Origin of the sequence: Dyadobacter sp. CY323, assembly GCF_021390245.1 — a bacterium.
In the GTDB taxonomy this organism is placed as follows: Bacteria; Bacteroidota; Bacteroidia; order Cytophagales; family Spirosomataceae; genus Dyadobacter.
Map to the genome: position 1 here is coordinate 1 of NZ_JAJUXH010000045.1, position 15619 is coordinate 15619.

A 15619-nucleotide genomic window follows, 5' to 3' on the forward strand; every position below is an offset into this window, starting at 1 on the left:
ACGACCAGGTGCAGCTTCTGGAGGTGCGGGGCACGAGCCGACCCAAAGACCTTAAAAAGTCGCTTTTGGAAATGTCGCTCACCAGTGAGCTGACGAAAGGCATCCACGGCCTCTATCACGCGCAGATCAATCCGGCAATCGGGGAAGACCTGCAAATGACACCGGAGGAATGGGCGACAGCAGCCGACATATTAGAAAAACACCTAGGTTTTGAAGGCCAGAAACGGGCGATAGTGCTGCATGAGAAAAGAGGCCGTATTCATGGTCATATAGTGTGGGAGCGTTACGACCACGAAACAGAACGGCTACGGAAAGACGGCAAGAATTATAAAAAACACGATAAAGCCCGCGACGAAATTGAACAGATTTTAGGGCATGACCACACCCCGCAGCGCGAAGACCAACAGCCAGAGCGAGAATACAATAAGTCAGACTACAAAAGGGAATTGTCAGACCTATGGCAGCAGTTTCCGGATGCAAAAGCCTTTGTTCAGGAAGCCGAGAAAGCAGGATATCAAATAGCTGTCACTAACAGCAACCGCCCGTGGCGCGTGATTACGCCGGAGGGAGTAGATGAAAACCTAGTCCGAATGCTTGAAGATGCCAAGACAGCGGACGTGCGAAAGCAATTGCAGCCCATCCGCAACGATTTAAAAACCGTTGCGGACGCCCTAGAAGAACATCGGGCGCGTGCTGTTCAAAAAGAAAATGAACGGCAAGCAGAGCCGCCGCAGCCAGATAAAACCCATGAATTGTCAGACAGTCAGGATTTAGCAAATGCCATGTTAAACCGTGATAAAAAAGAGCCTGCACTTGAAAATGAGCAATTCAAAGGGGCATCGTACAGCATTAACATCGAGCAGAAATTAGATTACTCCCCTGCCCTGCTGCCTGATCTGGAACAAAAGCCGGAGCCAGACCGCCAATTGTCAGATAGCCAGGACAAGGCCGCAGCCTTACGGAAAAAATATTTAGATAGATTAGCCCAGCGTGAAAAGATGATGCGACAGGCTTTAACCAATAGTCGGGAGCAAACAAATACACAGCAAGAACGAGGACAGGAGCCAGAGCCGGCGGAACCGCAATATTATGACGAAATAGAAGGTGACGAGATAGAAGATGAAGACTTGGAACGTGATCAAGACCGTGATCGTGGCCGTGATCGCGGCGGTTACGAGCGTTAGAATTAGTGGCAAGCCGTTTTACCTGACACGCAACAGCATAAACAACAATTTTCCCCGGCCTACTGCCTTCCTCGCGATTCAAAATTCTTATTGACCCTGCCGCTTATTATCAGGCTTTTTGCATCCATGCACCAAATCCGGATAGGTTTATTTGCCTGCTTCACAGTGAAATAATAAAAAAACACTTGTGATGTGTGATATTACATGTTACAATTGTGTTATGATTGTTTCTATCCGACATAAAGGCTTGCTGCTCTACTATGAACAGGGTAACGGATCAAAGCTTCCAGCAGCGTATTTAGGCAAGATTACCCGCATTTTTGACCAATTGGAGGCCATTACATCGGTAGATGATATCAAGCAAATGGGCTCAGGCATTCACAAGTTGACAGGAGATTTATCAGATTTTTGGTCATTGAAGGTGTCCCCCAACTTCCGGATTATTTTCCGGTTTGAAAATGGAGATATTTTTGATGTTGATTACAGAGATTATCACTAAACAGGGAAAGGAGAACGACATGTTAAAGAGAGGATTGCCGCCAACACATCCAGGCGAAATTTTAAGAGAGGACTATATCAAAGAACGGGGTTTAACAGTAACACAAGTTGCAAAGGGCTTAGGGGTTGCGCGCGAAAATTTGTCGAACATTGTAAATGGCCGGGCGGGTATCAGTCCGGAACTTGCTGTGAAGCTTTCAGAAGCTTTCGGTAACAGCACTCAATTTTGGGTCAACTTGCAAAAGAATTATGAAGTGTGGCACGCCGAGAAGAAAGTTAACCGATCTCAAATTGAACATTTCACAGGAAATAATTTACACCCAGCATAGAAAATTCATGTAAAAATATTTAACTCGGTTAACTATGAATGAACCATTTCTACTTATATGCGGTGTTATATTAATCGCAATACTATATATAGCTTTCAAGCCAAGAAAGCGAGATTTTGGTGGGTTAACATTATCACCTAACATGGATTTGAATGGAGTTGTTTTAGAAACAATTTCACCTCATATTGAAATCGAAAAGTACCACCATGAAACTGGAAGTTATACAACATATCATGGGACATCATCTTCATCGACCTATAAAAATTATGAGACATCAAAAACGTACAAATATCAAATAAAGCTAGTATTTAAAAATAATACTAGGAGTAACATAGATGTACAAATATTTTGCAACACTCATAGTAATATAGTCCGGGATAAGGATGGCACTTATATATCTACCCATACCTATACCCCAAAAGGCGAATTAAGAGAGCTTCCTCCAAATGAAAGAGGTAAAATAATACTAGAATTTTCACCCAGCGAAAATAGAGAAATTATATTACAACAGATTAATACAAAACCGTCTAAGGCTGGTATTCCTCGCGAATTTCCAGTTAGTATAGTTATCAAAAAAGCTACTAATAACTAAGTAATCATTTTTAATATATGGCCAATTTAAAAGTTCAAGAAGCTTCAAAAATTGCAATGGATTATTTGGCTCTGCTGACTCCATCAGCAGATCGTATTTTATTAGAAGAGATTGAGTATTATGACGATAGTCCACCAGAAAGATGGTTGGTTACTCTTAGTTTTACAAGTAAGGATCTGGACGAAAATCCATTTTCCCTTAATACTAGAAAGTATAAGATATTTGTAATAAATGCTCATTCAGGAGATGTTCTATCTATGAAAATTAGAGAATTTAAATGACCTATATTCAAAGTTTGATTTCTAATAATTTAAATAAAAGGATTTTGGTTGATGCCAATCTTTTGATATTATATTTAATTGGAACCTTTGATAGGTCGCAGGTAGAAACAGATAAAAATACGAGAGCATATACTTGTGAAGATTTTGATTTACTTAGAAAGTTGCTGATAAATAGTAAAATTGTTGTTACTCCTAACATCTTAACTGAGGTCAGCAATTTAGCAAGTAGTTCTAATGAATTATCTAAGCAGCGTTTGTTTGCATACATGGGTAAATTATTTGAGCAAGTTGGAGAAGTATATATTCCAAGCAATAATATTAATAAGCAAGTTCTTAGAAAATTTGGCCTTACTGATAGTGTGATCCACAAATTAGCAGAAGACAAAATTTTGGTTTTAACAGCAGATTTTCCTCTTTATGGATATTTAAGTTCTATTGGCCTGAATGTTATTAACTTTAATCATGCTAGAACAGAGTTCATGGTTAGGAAATAATTGCGAGATTCCGAACCGATATTAATAGTGTAATATAATAAATGCTTCTCCCCTATTATGCAGAAATTTTGGCATGGATTAAACAAGTATGGAAAGACCCTGTTTGGTCAAAGGTAATGGCTGCTGGTATAATTGGTGCTGTTGTTTGGATATGGAGGGAACTTGACGTAGAAAGGGTTAAATTACGGTTTTGGTAAATCTTTTGGCTTTTCGGTTGAATTAGATATTGCCTTTTTATCAGCAGGATATTGTTGTTCGCCTACAGCGCTATTTTTTATGCTTTCATACCCCTTCTCATACGCTCCTTTCGTCTTATTCTGATAGCCGTCAAGATAGCTACCTTGGCTAGGTTTCTTTTCAATCGCGGTTTTACTTTCATTGGCAGAATTATTTCCCACATTTGTATTGTTGAAAGACTCCTTCTCATTACCCGGAGTATAGCGATTTTCCAGACGATCACTAACTGATTTGCTTTTAGGATCGATGTTTCTGTTTTCGCCCGTGATTGCGCTAGCCGTTGATTTCGTTTGAGCATGCGCATTAAGACATGAAATTAAAGTCAAAATGAATAGAGGAGTAATCAGTTTTTTCATTTTTAGGATTGGTTAAATGTAAAACACTGTTTTTGGGATAGTTAAGAAGATTGTTGAACTAAAATTTTTCAGGTGAAATTTCTTTGCAAAATGTAGCTAAATGGTTTAAGGCTTTAAAAACTCTTTCAGCTAAATTGGGCTCTTTATCTATAATTCGGAAGGGTAAGCTATTTGATACACTTGTGCTACTGTATGTATCTGGCTCGAATGCTAGTGACGATGAAAAAAATCGGTCAATATCAACTCCATTATAATCAATTGTTATATACTTTCTTTCATCCAAATGGATGTTTTTAAGAGGTATAGTTGCTACAAGCTTAATAAAACGACCACCACCACGTGGATACTCGAAGCATATTTTAAATTTACAGTCATTAAGAGCTTCTTGATATCTTTTATCCCAAATCAGCCGACCAGACCCGTCATAATTTTCAGCATTTGCTGGTAGTGATAGTTTTGATTCTAACCATTCTATTGTTTCTTGTTTGGTCTGAGCCTCAGAAATAGAGATAGTAAAAAATAATAATAGGGCAGAGCATACCGCCATTCTCAATGCTATAAGAAACGAACTCATGTTTGCAAGGAACAATGTCACCAATAGTTATAAATAATTGATATTCAATATATTAAAAATATGTATAAAATAGTTTTGTTATTGTAAAATTTATCTGTTACTATATAAACGTCCGTATACTAATTAACAAAGCATCCTTTTTTCTTTTTGGTGAGCATGAAAGCAGTTGCCTATTACCGTGTATCACTCGACAAGCAAGGCCGTAGCGGGCTAGGTCTTGAAGCCCAGCAAATGGCCGTGGAGCAGTTTGCAACGATGCAGGGCTACGACATTGCAGCGGCATATACAGAGGTCGAGAGCGGGCGCAAAAACAAGCGTCCGCAACTATTGGCCGCCCTCTCCCAATGCCGAAAAGAACGGGCAACGTTGATAATTGCGAAGCTTGATCGGTTAGGCCGTAATGTGGCGTTTATCTCAAACCTGATGGAAAGCAAGGTTGAATTTAAAGCTGTCGACAATCCCCACGCCAGCCGGGTTATGCTGCACATGCTGGCCGCCTTCGCTGAACATGAAGCGGTGCAGATCGGGACACGGACAAAGGAAGCTTTGGCGGCGGCCAAGCGCCGGGGCGTTATCCTGGGCAAGCATGGTCACGTGCTGGGCAAAAAGAATAAAACGGCGGCTGACCAGTTCGCAGAACAGATGCGGCCAGTGATCGAAGGGTTAAAAGAGGAAGGTTTTATAACCGTTCGGGCTATCCGTGACGAGCTGAACAGCCGGAACGTGCCGACTTACCGGCATAACGGCCAAAAGTGGCATATTCCCAATGTATATGCGCTTTTGAACCGTTTAGGGTCGGTAATTCACAGGGAAAATAACACTTGACTACATATCAAAAATAATATTACTTTTGATGTGATTTAATATTTTACTTTTAGTGTAGGAAAAAACATGATTTTTACTGTCGGAGGGGTTAAAGGTGGAAGCGGTAAAACCACCATAGCCACAAACCTAGTCATTTATCTATCCAAAATGGGGAGCGATGTCTTGTTAGTCGATGCCGACGACCAAGAAACCGCAACAGATTTTACAGCATGGCGGGAAGAAACAAAAGATGGGAATATAGGCTATACCGCCGTTAAACTAACCGGAGAATCCGTCAGATCGCAAGTTTTGAAATTGCAGGAAAAATATGACCACATTGTTATTGATACAGGTGGGCGAGATACAAACAGCCAGAGGGCGGCTTTGTATGTGACAGATATTTACCTGCTGCCATTCAATCCCCGTAGTTTTGATGTCTGGACAGTTCCCAAAGTGGAAAAACTACTTTCTGAAATTTTACCAGCTAAGCCATCACCTTTGGCCGTGTATGCTTTTCTCAATAGAGCTGATCCACGAGGTGCAGATAATGACGATGCCGCCGAATTGTTGGGACAGACCGAAAGACTAACGTTTATAGACTGTCCAATAGGTGGGCGCAAAGCGTTCTCACATGCCGCTGCAAAAGGGTTAAGTGTTCTAGAAATGAACCCTATTGATGAAAAAGCAGTAAGCGAGATAAATGGCTTATTTCAAAACATTTTAAAACTACATGAAGTATCATAAATGGTATTGTTTATAATATTATTTATGATGTAATTAATAACATTAAAGGATATACGTAATCATGGCTATTTCACCAGCACCGAAACAGAAAAATGAACCTTCTAAACCTGTTCAAATTGATGCTAAGACCGAGCGGCAAATAAAAGAGGTTATCAACAGGGGAGGATCGACAAAGCAAGCTGATGCTGAAAGCATCCAACTTGCCAAACTTGTAAATGTCAGCCTGACCATTGAAGAAATCGAGGCAATAGCAGAATTGCGTCAGTGTCGGCCACGTGATGGGCGAAGTAAAAAGAAAGTGCCCGTTTCTCAACATGCTTGGCTAGTTGAAGCGGCACAAGAGAAGATCGAGCGGGAAAGAAAAAAATACGGTATTAGTAAGTAGTAGTATTATTTTTAGTGTAATAAATGATATTACTTTTTATATTAAAGGATGAATAAATGAGCGAAGAAAAGCCACTTAAAATGTCCAAATATGCTGAAAGCCGCCATAAACTTATCATGGACAGCTTTAATACGCCGCGCGAGGATCGAGAGCACCTGTACATGCCTGTGGCCTTGGCTCATGTATATTTCCCACGCCGAGACGTGAAGCTAGACCCAACCGAAAGTTTCATTCATAAAAGCGGCCATTTTCAGCTTAACATTAGCCAACTGCCAATCCCGAATGTTCATACCGGGAAAAACCAATTTTTAGGTTTGCCATTTGGTCCGAAAGCCCGCCTATTATTGGGCGTCATCAATGCTTTAGCATTGCAGCAGGGCAGCAATAAAATTGAAATAGAGGCTAACAGTTTACCTAAATTTTTGCAAAAAATTGGACTGACAGATGGGGGAAACCAGATCAATCAGGCACGGAACCAGATTGCTCGTCTGTCTGCATCTTTGATTAGTGTTGCCTATCAAGATACCGACGGGACGAGCGTTCACGGTCAAATGCCAATTGTGAAGGGCTTTGATCTGTTTCCCAAAACGCATCCTGATCAATTGCTTTTATGGCGCAGGAATATTGTTTTGAGCCTTGACTATTGGGATGAGCTGCAAAAGCATCCATTGCCGCTATCAATGGAGCATTTGCGTATTTTGTCAGGCAATGCTCGGGCGATAGATTTCTATACGTTTTTGGCTTACCGGCTGCATAGTTTGGACAAAGAATTATTTCTGACCTGGGCAACCATGAAAGAGATTTTTGGCGGAGATATTCAGCGCATGGATAAGTTCAAGGGAACCATGCGGCTAACGGCAGATTTAGTTCGTTTAGCGTATTCAGATGCCAAATTTACCCTTGATGGAGAGGGGTGGAGATTCCGGAAAAGTCCAGCACCAATTCAGAAAAGGATTTATCTACCGTAACTTGGGTGGATGTGGATAAGTACTGATTATTAATCAATTGGTTAGATTTATCCACCGTAACTTAGGTGGAGAAGAGCTAGTTATTCACCGTAACTTAGGTGGAGAAACTACCGTAACTTAGGTGGAGAAACTATTATATATATACTATTAAAAATAAACCTATTATTAGTAGCTCCACTACGTGGAAAACTACTTACTGTTCAAAAAGAAAATATAACGATAACTAGGTTTTTAGTTGTTAAATTCTTGAAAGTTGATAAATTAAAAATCAGTACACGCCCGCGCTTTTTCTTTTTGATCAGCAAGGCATTTTTTGAATTATGTCTTTTCTGGAAATCTATGAACGTTGCCCAAGCTAAACAGATTGATCTACCGTCCTTGCTTGCGCAGCTTGGCTGCCAGCAGCAGCCTGTAACACGGCAGGGGCTTTGGTATCTGTCGCCCTTGCGTGACGAAGACACACCGAGTTTCAAAGTTTGGCAACTTCCGTCCGGTTTGTGGTGCTGGAAAGATTTTGGTTCAGGCGAGGGTGGAAACGTCATTGCCTTTGCTAACTGTATGATTGGAAAAGAAACCTCGGATAAGGCGATTTCTGACGCGCTGAAATGGCTGGACAGATTAAATGGGGTAAGGGTAGCGCAAGCCCCGGTTAAGGCCATCACAGCCCCGAAATCTGGGCAAATTAAGGCCATTCAGAGCGACAGGTTTACCCTGATCGACAATAAGCGGCTGACCAATCCCCAGCTTTTGGGATATTTGGACGAACGAGGCATCCCGGCGAAGCTGGCGCAGGGCTTTTGCGGGCAGGCTAATTATCTGGATAACCAGTCAAAGAAGAAATTTTACGGCGTATCATTTCCAAACATCGACGGCGGTTTAGAAATCAGAGCGGCAACGGCCTACAAGCACCATGTCAATACAGGTGCCAAAAATATCAGCTTTATTCCCGGCCAGAAGAAAGAAGCGCAGTCGCTTCATTTGTTTGAAGGCTTTATAGATTTTCTGTCGTATCTAGTTTTGACCGGACAGGAAAAGCCTCAAAATCCGGTTATCGTGCTTAATTCAACGGCTTTTGCTGCACAGGCTGCAAATTATATAATCAGTAATCCAGCATTAGCGGAAACGGTTAAATCAGTAATTACTTACTTTGACAATGACGATGCTGGACAGAAGGCATTTGACCGAATGGCGGAACTATTTGAACCAACAGGCCACCAATTAGGGGATTGCAGTTATATCTATCAAGATCAAAATTGCCATGATTTAAATGATTATCTCAAAAACGTGCCAACTGAAAACCGGACAGCATTTATAAAATCCCCTGTCAAATTCTTTGACTCCAGCGCAACGGCAGCGCACAGAAGGACGCAGGATTATAAGCCAAAAATATAATTAAATCATTCATGTCATATATTCGGCCAAAATTTAAGGAGGGTGAATACGTAATACATACACTTCTTCCTAGACGTCCAATGGTTGTTGTTCAAAATAAGACCAAATTAGTAATAACAGATAGAAATTTTAGCAGTGAAACTATTTTTACTGGAAAAGTTATTTGCTCATGGGCAGATGAAAATGAAATAAAAAAGGATGAATTTTCACAACAAGAATTAGAACCTATTAATAGAGAAACAATGACCTTTTCTGCATTAGAAACGGATAACATATCCGTATTAAGAAAAAAAGATGGGGAAGTTTTTTCAAATTTGAAAGCTAGTGTACAAGGGAAGAAAATATATATGACTGGAACAATTCTAATTCAGTCGGGAGATATTATTACTCACAGCATGTCTAATGGGAGTGAGGATACGTATGAAGTAGTAGACCCCGGATTTCACGAGAAATTCCTTGCGATTCCTGCGGGTTACCAAATGACTGTTAGAAAATTAGGACTTATTGAAGCTGAACGAGAAAAGACTATAATTAATAATAATTATAACTACAATTTTGAGGGAAATAATAACCGGGTTAATAATAACAGTGTTGATAGTTCAACTAATATAATTCATAAAAATACTGGAAGCATAAACGAACATCTCGAAAAGCTCCAATATGAAATAGAAAAACTTAAAATCTCAGCCGTTGACAAACAAGACCTTGTAGACCTTCTAGAAGCACTAGGAGATCAAATACATTCGGATAAACCGAAAATAAGTGTTATTAAAACGATTATAGGTACTTTATCTACACACGGCGCAGAAATAGCATCTATCGGATCATTTATCCTACAGCTAGTTCAGCCAGCGTCAGCATAGGATATAGAGATATGATTAGCAGCCATATAATCCCATAGGAATGTTGACGAGATTTATATAATTCTCTTCATCTATCCCAAAGTGATTTTTTACACACCTGAATTGACCTAGAATGAGTGTGCCCCCTAACTTCTTTTCAGAAAATATTGCGTCTGATACTCGAATAAGTGGGGGACTTATTCCATTTGTAATATCTGATTTGCATTGCACTGTAACGGATATTAGATTATCAGCCCAAAACTGCCAGTCGTAAATTTCAGCATGGTAAGCGTTACGTAATTCTCTTTCAATTTCTGGGCGTAATATTTCAGAAATTTCTTTGTTCACCTGTAAATCTGTGATCATTTTTTACTAAGCTTTTTTTAATGGTTAACGCTTAATAAATGACACCAGTTCAAACCCAACAATATTTGGCGCTGCCTGTCAAAATTTAACCAGGTGCGCCCAGCTCCGGAGTAGATCCCGCACTTCTTATACCCTTCTGCCGGCCAGATCCTTGATGCCGGCGAAATAATATTTTGTTTGACACTAGTCGGCCGGCATGGTATGATTACGGAAATTCAGCTCTTGGGGGATTCCGTGAATATTCGCCGTTCAACTCTTAATTTCCTGCAAAATCTTTCTGATTACCTGCATGGCGATAAACCGCCAATGCAAATCCCGGATTATATCACAGGTGAAATGTACACCATTGCGCCCGATCAGGAGAAGACGACCAAAGACTTTATAAAACGGACAAAAGATAGCCTTCCTAATGGGTATGCTGTTGTCATGCGTAACATTGAAGGGGTTTATCAGCCCATTGCTGCACATACAGGCTCAATCCCTTACCTGAATGCTGTTACGGGCAATCTTAATAGAAAACGACCAAGCCAGCCAGCTAATCCCTGAACGGATTGGGCGCGCCATTATCATTTAGCTCTGTATATGGCACCCTTGCAAACCATGCAGGAGCAGACATACCCTTTATCTCCGTGATAATGCCATTGAATGTTAAAACCTCATTCGGGTCGAGCAGGTTTTTTTGAACTTCCCGATCTCCATTAGGTTGCTGAATGAAAATCAGGTCTTTCGGCATCCTTTTCCCTAGATAATCAGCCGTAAAATTATCACCGACAGACAGCCAGTGTTTTACAATGGCGTTGTTAATGAATGTTTCCCACGAATTGGGGTAAAGCGTTTTTAGCTGGGTTAAGTCCTGAATGATCGGCCACAATGTAACATTGTATCCGGCCAGAAATCCGGAAGCTGTCTCAAATTCTTTCAGATATCCGATTGTCGGAAATTCATCGAGCAAAACCACAGTCTTGCGTTTCTTGTTGTAATGAACTGTCAACGTATTGAGTACACAGTTAAAAAGTATCCGGAGCCAGCCTTGCACCCGGTCTAAATCCTTTGGATTTACACAGATAAAAAGCGCTGTTTTTTCCTTGGCAATAGTCTTTAAATCAAAATCTGATGCACTGGTACTGTTCCTTAGCTGCAAATCCTTGAAAACATCGGTTCCCCGCCTGCAGGTTGAATAGATGGATTCAATTTCTTTGTCGGCTTCAGCAAATATCTGTTTGCGGACGGAATCCGCATTTGTTTGTATTATCCCGTCAAAAGTGGGATTTTCAGCCATACGGTCTAATAAATTTACCCTATCTGCACCGCCCAAACGTATCCAATTGTAAAGCGTCTTAAAGCTTTTTGGTTCATCGTTTTGGGTAATCATATGCAGAATATAGAAAGACAAGTATTGCCTGGCCGATTCTTCAAAATGATCTTGACTGCCACGACCTGGCGGCAGTAGTGAGTTTGCAATCATATCGGAAAAGCCGATCACGTCGGGATTTTCCGGAGTAACCAAATCAAACGGATTAAAGCGGGCATTGCCAAATTCGGCAATTTCAGGAATGCCAAACGGGTTTATAACTTGGACGTTATAACCGCATTTTTTTAGATATGCCCCGGATATGGCGCAGTTTTCGCCTTTTGGGTCGAGTAGAATAAAAGACGTTGCAAATTCTTCTTCCTGCAAATCATCATTGAGCAGCGCAGGAACCACAAGGTGCAGGCCCTTACCGCCACGAGTGCCCCCCGTTGTTAAAAGGTGTCCCTGGCCTTTCCAGTAAAAGCCAGACCCGATATGTAAGCCGTATTCACCGGTATTTTTTAAGATTTCCTCTCGCGTTGCCCAACCCTGAACACCATAAGCCTTTTTTAAATCTGCTTTTTTCTTTTTATCCGCCTTCGTGTCCTGAATAACATTTAATGGTAGGAGCCACAGAAAAAAAAGGTTGAAGCATACTATCATTGGTAAACCTAATGCCCATTGATCAATCATAGAGCTATAAGTATAATATGGGTCTGATTGGATATTCGCTTCCCTTGCGTCATAAGGATAGCGATGAGCTATACTGATAGCTTTTTCTTGAACATCGTCCGACAGACCATGAAGAAACGTGTATGAGAATTTAGAGAAGTAAAACCCGAAAATGCAAAGCACAACAATCAGCAAAGGGAAAAGCAACCATAACGGTATTTTAAGTTTCTGATAAAATCTTGCAACAGGAATAGCCCATAGTCGGCTTGAAAATAGAATTGCAAAGCCTGTTGCGGCAATAAGGAGTAAGTTGAAAAGTTGTAGCATAATTAGAAGGGTAAACAGTTCAATTACTGCAAAATACTCTTTTTTCAACTGTAAGGGTATGATGGATAAGCAATTATGTAGCTAAGCTGAACTAATGTTTATGCAAAAAGGAATCCCTAGCAGATATGCCAGGGATTCCTTTTTACTACGTATGACTGTTGTTATATTATGGCTGTACGTTTTCTAGTTGTGCCGACGGTTCCAAAAACTTATCTCGATACGCCTTCGGCGTCAAGCCTGTGCTTTTTTTGAATAATTCTCTAAACGATTTAAGATCACTATACCCGGAGTTTAGCATTATTTCCACAAGGTTCTGGTTTGTCTGTGCCAGTAATTTTTTCGCAGCTTCAATTCTTGTACGCTGCAGATATTCGGTAGGTGTAACGCCGGTAGCCTGCTTAAACCGCCGTACGGCATTGCGTGGGCTGACCGGAATGTCTTCGATTTGAGCTTCGATTATACTGCTTTCCTGATATTCCTTTTCTATTTTTTGCTGCGTCACATTCATAACAGGCTTGTCATCTTCCAAGTGTTTCAACATTCTATCAACCATGTTAGGCATCCATTGCCCTGATTTTGAATAAGTTGAAATATCCATTTTGTTTAGTTCAGCCGCTATCCGATAGGATGTGACCTTTTCATTTGTAGAGCGTATTTTTTCAATAACAGGCCTCAGTCCTTCATAAAAAGCTGATATTTTAGCTTTTCTAGCTTCGACAGCCTTATTCACGTATGTGTTTTTGGTTTCTTTTTTTGCCCAGCCAATTATTTGAGCTAATGCCTCTGAAAAAAGGATACTTAATTCGGGGTCATCGCTTGTGCAAAAAACACCGCCAGCCTGATATACCTTCTTTAATTGGGAAGTACTAGTTAATAACCCAGTTAACGAGTGAAATTCAAGCCCTTCTTGATAGCCATCTATATTTTTTTTTCTACCCATATCAATAGTATAGCTCCACTTGCTGTAAACGGGATCACTTACTGTATCCTCTGGATTTGCCTTGTCTTTAAGGAACTGAACTTTTTTGTCTATTATATCATAAAAATTAAATTTTTTATATAAATAATCTAATTGCATTCGGTTTAACCCCCCATCACTACCTGCATTGGAATAAGGGTCATTTTCCTTTCTTCTGAGATATTTATCTACCCAGACAATTATTGTATCAATTTTAGATAGGTCTTCGTCTCCTGTTTTTGCCATTTCTTCAATTTCGTCTATCCAGGCTAAAAGAATTTTTTTCAGTTTTTGCCCGGTTTCTTCTGTGAAAGTTACTTGCGTTACGGTGGCCATTTTAGATATAATTAGAAGGATGAAAAATAATTACAAAAAATATTGTGTATATACAGAATGTGTTAATTATATAATTTATATTTGAGTGAACCTTTAAAACTGCATGTTATGGAAGACAGCTCACGCCGATCATTTTGGGCCAAACTGAAATCCAGCTTCGGTAGAGCGAGGGGTTGGATGGACAAGCACTTTATTGAAATTTTGCTGGTGTCTTTGCTCCATACGATTTTTACGCACGCGTTTGAAAGGTATCAAGAGTGGCTTGTTGAATTTTCTAATACCCTTATTTGAAGTACTTTTCCCTCCATTTGTCGCATAATAATACCCAGGGTTATTGGAAATTTCGAAAACGATTGGTACCCGGAAGGCGAGTTGAACCGAAGGCTGGTGATTAAAAAACCTTACCTGTATATGGGTAAGGTTTTTTAATGTCAGTATGACGCTTTTTGTAGATGGACAAAAACGTTTTTTTGAGCTGTTGTGTGTGTAAGGGGCAAATTGATTTTTATCGTCTCCCCAATATGTAAAAGTATTTCTACGCATTACTTGTCTGATAATCAATTGGTTAACAATTTATTAATATTTAAGACTTACAAATATAATGCCAAGTTTATAAAATAGACAGTATATAGCGAATACTTTGTGTATATTTTTTTCATTTATTATATATAATATTATCTATAAATTTTTTTAAAAAGTGTGTTGTGTGTCTTTTTTTAAACAGTACTTATTTAATGGATAGTGTGTTTTTGGTACATCATTGAATCCTCACTTGTCAAAGCCGCTCTGGTAACGTACCCGACTCATTCACTTCATCAACAAAAATTTTCCCCTGCCTTTGGCATTCCTCGCGAGTCAAAATTTTTGCTGGCTGCGCTCATTCAATGTCGGGTCTTGTTACCGCCGCAACTTTAACAAGTGAGGATTCAATGATTTTTGTAACACCCCAGCAATACCGCCAGCTTGCAGTGAATATAATGTTGGTCGATCAAGGGCAGTTTGTTAAATCGAAAGATTGGGTTTGGCTATCGGCCACCCCGCGCAGTGAGTTCAGCTTAATGTATTTGCACCCGAAAAACCGGACGCTTGCACGCGCCGCCCGATTTAACAGACGCACCCGAAAAACCTGCTACACCTGGCACAATGTGTTGCCTGTTAGCAATAAAATTATTGTGGGGGTATTGCGCCTGTTCCTACCGCACCTTTGAGGATACTAAAAAGCCCGGCTGCGTGAGTGGCCGGGCTAGCCGCCCCTATATGACTTGCTTTTCCAATAAGTTATATGTAATCTTGTCGCACTTGAAAGTGGTTTCACGCAAGACATGTTTTGTAATACAAAAACCCTTGCTAACGCCGGATTTTTCTATTCCAAAACGTCTTGTCAGAGGGTCAGGGCTGCCGCCCTACCCCCTGAACCCCCTACCCGCTCCGGCGGTCAAATAAAAAGTAATGTTATGGCCAGACCGACCAAACCCGCCGCCGTCAAGCTGTCAAAGCTCGTTCAGTTCCGGATAACGGAAACCGAACTTTTACAGCTTGAAGAAGCCGCAGCAGCATCCGGAATGACGATAGCCGACTTATGCCGGTCCCGCATTATCGGAAGCAAGCCGCGCCGACAACCTGCCGACCCTATACGTAGGGAGCAGATTGCCGCATTAGGGAAGCTGGGAAATATCCGGAGCGATATTAACCAGCTTCTAAAAGACCGTTGGGCTTACAAGTATGTAACGCCCGAACAGGTCAGCAAAACCTTTGCTGATCTTGAAACAGCCGCAGACGCCATTCAAACCGCCTTGTCCAATGGTAATTAAAGGCCGCAGCCGTGGGAATGGCGTACAGCTTGCTGATTACCTCCTGGGCAAGAAGGAAAACGACCAGGTGCAGCTTCTGGAGGTGCGGGGCACGAGCCGACCCAAAGACCTTAAAAAGTCGCTTTTGGAAATGTCGCTCACCAGTGAGCTGACGAAAGGCATCCACGGCCTCTATCAC

At 40.8% G+C, this 15619-nt stretch carries 22 protein-coding genes; 16 read left to right on the forward strand and 6 right to left on the reverse strand.

The window, feature by feature from the left end; genetic code table 11:
- The 6 genes from LZG72_RS28930 to LZG72_RS28955 form a co-directional block, all read left to right on the forward strand.
- On the forward strand, positions 1 to 1184 hold a 1184-nt coding region (locus LZG72_RS28930), incomplete at its 5' end, for a relaxase/mobilization nuclease domain-containing protein (protein ID WP_233878729.1).
- 220 nt (positions 1185 to 1404) lie between these two features.
- Positions 1405 to 1683: a type II toxin-antitoxin system RelE/ParE family toxin gene (locus LZG72_RS28935; protein WP_233878730.1), complete on the forward strand. Its 279-nt coding sequence runs from the start codon at positions 1405 to 1407 to the stop codon at positions 1681 to 1683.
- 19 nt (positions 1684 to 1702) lie between these two features.
- Positions 1703 to 2011 carry a HigA family addiction module antitoxin gene (locus LZG72_RS28940; RefSeq protein ID WP_233878760.1) on the forward strand — a complete coding sequence of 103 codons (309 nt, stop codon included), beginning with the start codon at positions 1703 to 1705 and terminating at the stop codon, positions 2009 to 2011.
- Between the two features lie 34 nt (positions 2012 to 2045).
- Positions 2046 to 2603 carry a hypothetical protein gene (locus LZG72_RS28945; protein WP_233878731.1) on the forward strand — a complete coding sequence of 186 codons (558 nt, stop codon included), beginning with the start codon at positions 2046 to 2048 and terminating at the stop codon, positions 2601 to 2603.
- A 17-nt stretch (positions 2604 to 2620) separates the two neighbouring features.
- Positions 2621 to 2884, forward strand: a complete 264-nt coding sequence (locus LZG72_RS28950) for a hypothetical protein (RefSeq protein WP_233878732.1) — start codon at positions 2621 to 2623, stop codon at positions 2882 to 2884.
- Positions 2881 to 3378, forward strand: a complete 498-nt coding sequence (locus tag LZG72_RS28955) for a hypothetical protein (RefSeq protein WP_233878734.1) — start codon at positions 2881 to 2883, stop codon at positions 3376 to 3378. Before LZG72_RS28950 ends, LZG72_RS28955 begins: the two co-directional genes overlap by 4 nt.
- Positions 3379 to 3560: 182 nt before the next feature.
- Here the strand turns inward: LZG72_RS28955 and LZG72_RS28960 are convergent, their stop codons facing one another.
- The gene (locus tag LZG72_RS28960; protein WP_233878736.1) at positions 3561 to 3971 is read right to left on the reverse strand and encodes a hypothetical protein; all 411 of its coding nucleotides are present in this window, start codon (positions 3969 to 3971) and stop codon (positions 3561 to 3563) included.
- 58 nt (positions 3972 to 4029) lie between these two features.
- Complete coding sequence (locus tag LZG72_RS28965) at positions 4030 to 4545, reverse strand: hypothetical protein (RefSeq protein ID WP_233878738.1); 516 nt, start codon at positions 4543 to 4545, stop codon at positions 4030 to 4032.
- A 156-nt stretch (positions 4546 to 4701) separates the two neighbouring features.
- Here LZG72_RS28965 and LZG72_RS28970 point away from each other — a divergent pair, with 156 nt between their 5' ends.
- The 6 genes from LZG72_RS28970 (at position 4702) to LZG72_RS28995 (ending at position 9701) form a co-directional block, all read left to right on the forward strand.
- Positions 4702 to 5370, forward strand: a complete 669-nt coding sequence (locus LZG72_RS28970) for a recombinase family protein (RefSeq protein ID WP_233878740.1) — start codon at positions 4702 to 4704, stop codon at positions 5368 to 5370.
- A 66-nt stretch (positions 5371 to 5436) separates the two neighbouring features.
- Entirely contained in the window at positions 5437 to 6093 is a 657-nt protein-coding gene (locus LZG72_RS28975) for an AAA family ATPase (RefSeq protein ID WP_233878741.1), read from the forward strand.
- A gap of 61 nt (positions 6094 to 6154) precedes the next feature.
- Positions 6155 to 6478 (forward strand): hypothetical protein, encoded by a 324-nt coding sequence (locus LZG72_RS28980; protein WP_233878742.1) that lies wholly within the window; start codon positions 6155 to 6157, stop codon positions 6476 to 6478.
- 56 nt (positions 6479 to 6534) lie between these two features.
- Positions 6535 to 7446, forward strand: coding sequence for a replication protein RepA (locus LZG72_RS28985; RefSeq protein ID WP_233878743.1), 912 nt, complete (start codon positions 6535 to 6537; stop codon positions 7444 to 7446).
- A 246-nt stretch (positions 7447 to 7692) separates the two neighbouring features.
- Positions 7693 to 8838, forward strand: coding sequence for a toprim domain-containing protein (locus tag LZG72_RS28990; protein ID WP_233878745.1), 1146 nt, complete (start codon positions 7693 to 7695; stop codon positions 8836 to 8838).
- A gap of 11 nt (positions 8839 to 8849) precedes the next feature.
- Positions 8850 to 9701, forward strand: a complete 852-nt coding sequence (locus LZG72_RS28995; protein WP_233878746.1) for a hypothetical protein — start codon at positions 8850 to 8852, stop codon at positions 9699 to 9701.
- Between the two features lie 15 nt (positions 9702 to 9716).
- Here the strand turns inward: LZG72_RS28995 and LZG72_RS29000 are convergent, their stop codons facing one another.
- A complete protein-coding gene (locus LZG72_RS29000; RefSeq protein WP_233878747.1) occupies positions 9717 to 10046 on the reverse strand; it encodes a hypothetical protein in 330 nt (109 codons plus the stop codon).
- A gap of 201 nt (positions 10047 to 10247) precedes the next feature.
- Here LZG72_RS29000 and LZG72_RS29005 point away from each other — a divergent pair, with 201 nt between their 5' ends.
- The gene (locus LZG72_RS29005) at positions 10248 to 10592 is read left to right on the forward strand and encodes a hypothetical protein (protein ID WP_233878749.1); all 345 of its coding nucleotides are present in this window, start codon (positions 10248 to 10250) and stop codon (positions 10590 to 10592) included.
- On the opposite strand, the gene LZG72_RS29010 is transcribed toward LZG72_RS29005, so the two are convergent.
- From LZG72_RS29010 to LZG72_RS29020, 3 genes are all read right to left on the reverse strand, one after another.
- Positions 10582 to 12384 carry a type IV secretory system conjugative DNA transfer family protein gene (locus LZG72_RS29010; protein WP_233878751.1) on the reverse strand — a complete coding sequence of 601 codons (1803 nt, stop codon included), beginning with the start codon at positions 12382 to 12384 and terminating at the stop codon, positions 10582 to 10584. The two genes, LZG72_RS29005 and LZG72_RS29010, sit on opposite strands and share 11 nt — an antisense overlap.
- Before the next feature lie 118 nt (positions 12385 to 12502).
- Positions 12503 to 13630, reverse strand: a complete 1128-nt coding sequence (locus LZG72_RS29015; RefSeq protein WP_233878753.1) for a helix-turn-helix domain-containing protein — start codon at positions 13628 to 13630, stop codon at positions 12503 to 12505.
- A gap of 129 nt (positions 13631 to 13759) precedes the next feature.
- The gene (locus LZG72_RS29020) at positions 13760 to 14173 is read right to left on the reverse strand and encodes a hypothetical protein (protein ID WP_233878754.1); all 414 of its coding nucleotides are present in this window, start codon (positions 14171 to 14173) and stop codon (positions 13760 to 13762) included.
- A gap of 386 nt (positions 14174 to 14559) precedes the next feature.
- Between LZG72_RS29020 and LZG72_RS29025 the strand changes: the two genes are divergently transcribed.
- The 3 genes from LZG72_RS29025 to LZG72_RS29035 form a co-directional block, all read left to right on the forward strand.
- Entirely contained in the window at positions 14560 to 14838 is a 279-nt protein-coding gene (locus tag LZG72_RS29025; protein ID WP_233878756.1) for a hypothetical protein, read from the forward strand.
- Positions 14839 to 15084: 246 nt separating this feature from the next.
- Entirely contained in the window at positions 15085 to 15441 is a 357-nt protein-coding gene (locus tag LZG72_RS29030; RefSeq protein ID WP_233878757.1) for a plasmid mobilization protein, read from the forward strand.
- Positions 15431 to 15619: hypothetical protein (locus tag LZG72_RS29035; RefSeq protein ID WP_233878758.1), on the forward strand; the 189-nt coding region annotated here is incomplete at its 3' end. The genes LZG72_RS29030 and LZG72_RS29035, both read left to right, overlap by 11 nt.

Bases quoted from the DNA above. Each gene is read 5' to 3' on its own strand.
- LZG72_RS28995 (WP_233878746.1), top strand. From the start codon at position 8,850: ATGTCATATATTCGGCCAAAATTTAAGGAGGGTGAATACGTAATACAT.
- LZG72_RS28985 (WP_233878743.1), top strand. From the start codon at position 6,535: ATGAGCGAAGAAAAGCCACTTAAAATGTCCAAATATGCTGAAAGCCGC.
- LZG72_RS28940 (WP_233878760.1), top strand. From the start codon at position 1,703: ATGTTAAAGAGAGGATTGCCGCCAACACATCCAGGCGAAATTTTAAGA.
- LZG72_RS29030 (WP_233878757.1), top strand. From the start codon at position 15,085: ATGGCCAGACCGACCAAACCCGCCGCCGTCAAGCTGTCAAAGCTCGTT.
- LZG72_RS28955 (WP_233878734.1), top strand. From the start codon at position 2,881: ATGACCTATATTCAAAGTTTGATTTCTAATAATTTAAATAAAAGGATT.
- LZG72_RS28960 (WP_233878736.1), bottom strand. From the start codon at position 3,971: ATGAAAAAACTGATTACTCCTCTATTCATTTTGACTTTAATTTCATGT.
- LZG72_RS28965 (WP_233878738.1), bottom strand. From the start codon at position 4,545: ATGAGTTCGTTTCTTATAGCATTGAGAATGGCGGTATGCTCTGCCCTA.
- LZG72_RS29005 (WP_233878749.1), top strand. From the start codon at position 10,248: ATGATTACGGAAATTCAGCTCTTGGGGGATTCCGTGAATATTCGCCGT.
- LZG72_RS28980 (WP_233878742.1), top strand. From the start codon at position 6,155: ATGGCTATTTCACCAGCACCGAAACAGAAAAATGAACCTTCTAAACCT.
- LZG72_RS28950 (WP_233878732.1), top strand. From the start codon at position 2,621: ATGGCCAATTTAAAAGTTCAAGAAGCTTCAAAAATTGCAATGGATTAT.
- LZG72_RS29000 (WP_233878747.1), bottom strand. From the start codon at position 10,046: ATGATCACAGATTTACAGGTGAACAAAGAAATTTCTGAAATATTACGC.
- LZG72_RS28975 (WP_233878741.1), top strand. From the start codon at position 5,437: ATGATTTTTACTGTCGGAGGGGTTAAAGGTGGAAGCGGTAAAACCACC.
- LZG72_RS28935 (WP_233878730.1), top strand. From the start codon at position 1,405: ATGATTGTTTCTATCCGACATAAAGGCTTGCTGCTCTACTATGAACAG.
- LZG72_RS28970 (WP_233878740.1), top strand. From the start codon at position 4,702: ATGAAAGCAGTTGCCTATTACCGTGTATCACTCGACAAGCAAGGCCGT.
- LZG72_RS29025 (WP_233878756.1), top strand. From the start codon at position 14,560: ATGATTTTTGTAACACCCCAGCAATACCGCCAGCTTGCAGTGAATATA.
- LZG72_RS29020 (WP_233878754.1), bottom strand. From the start codon at position 14,173: ATGCGTAGAAATACTTTTACATATTGGGGAGACGATAAAAATCAATTT.
- LZG72_RS29015 (WP_233878753.1), bottom strand. From the start codon at position 13,630: ATGGCCACCGTAACGCAAGTAACTTTCACAGAAGAAACCGGGCAAAAA.
- LZG72_RS28945 (WP_233878731.1), top strand. From the start codon at position 2,046: ATGAATGAACCATTTCTACTTATATGCGGTGTTATATTAATCGCAATA.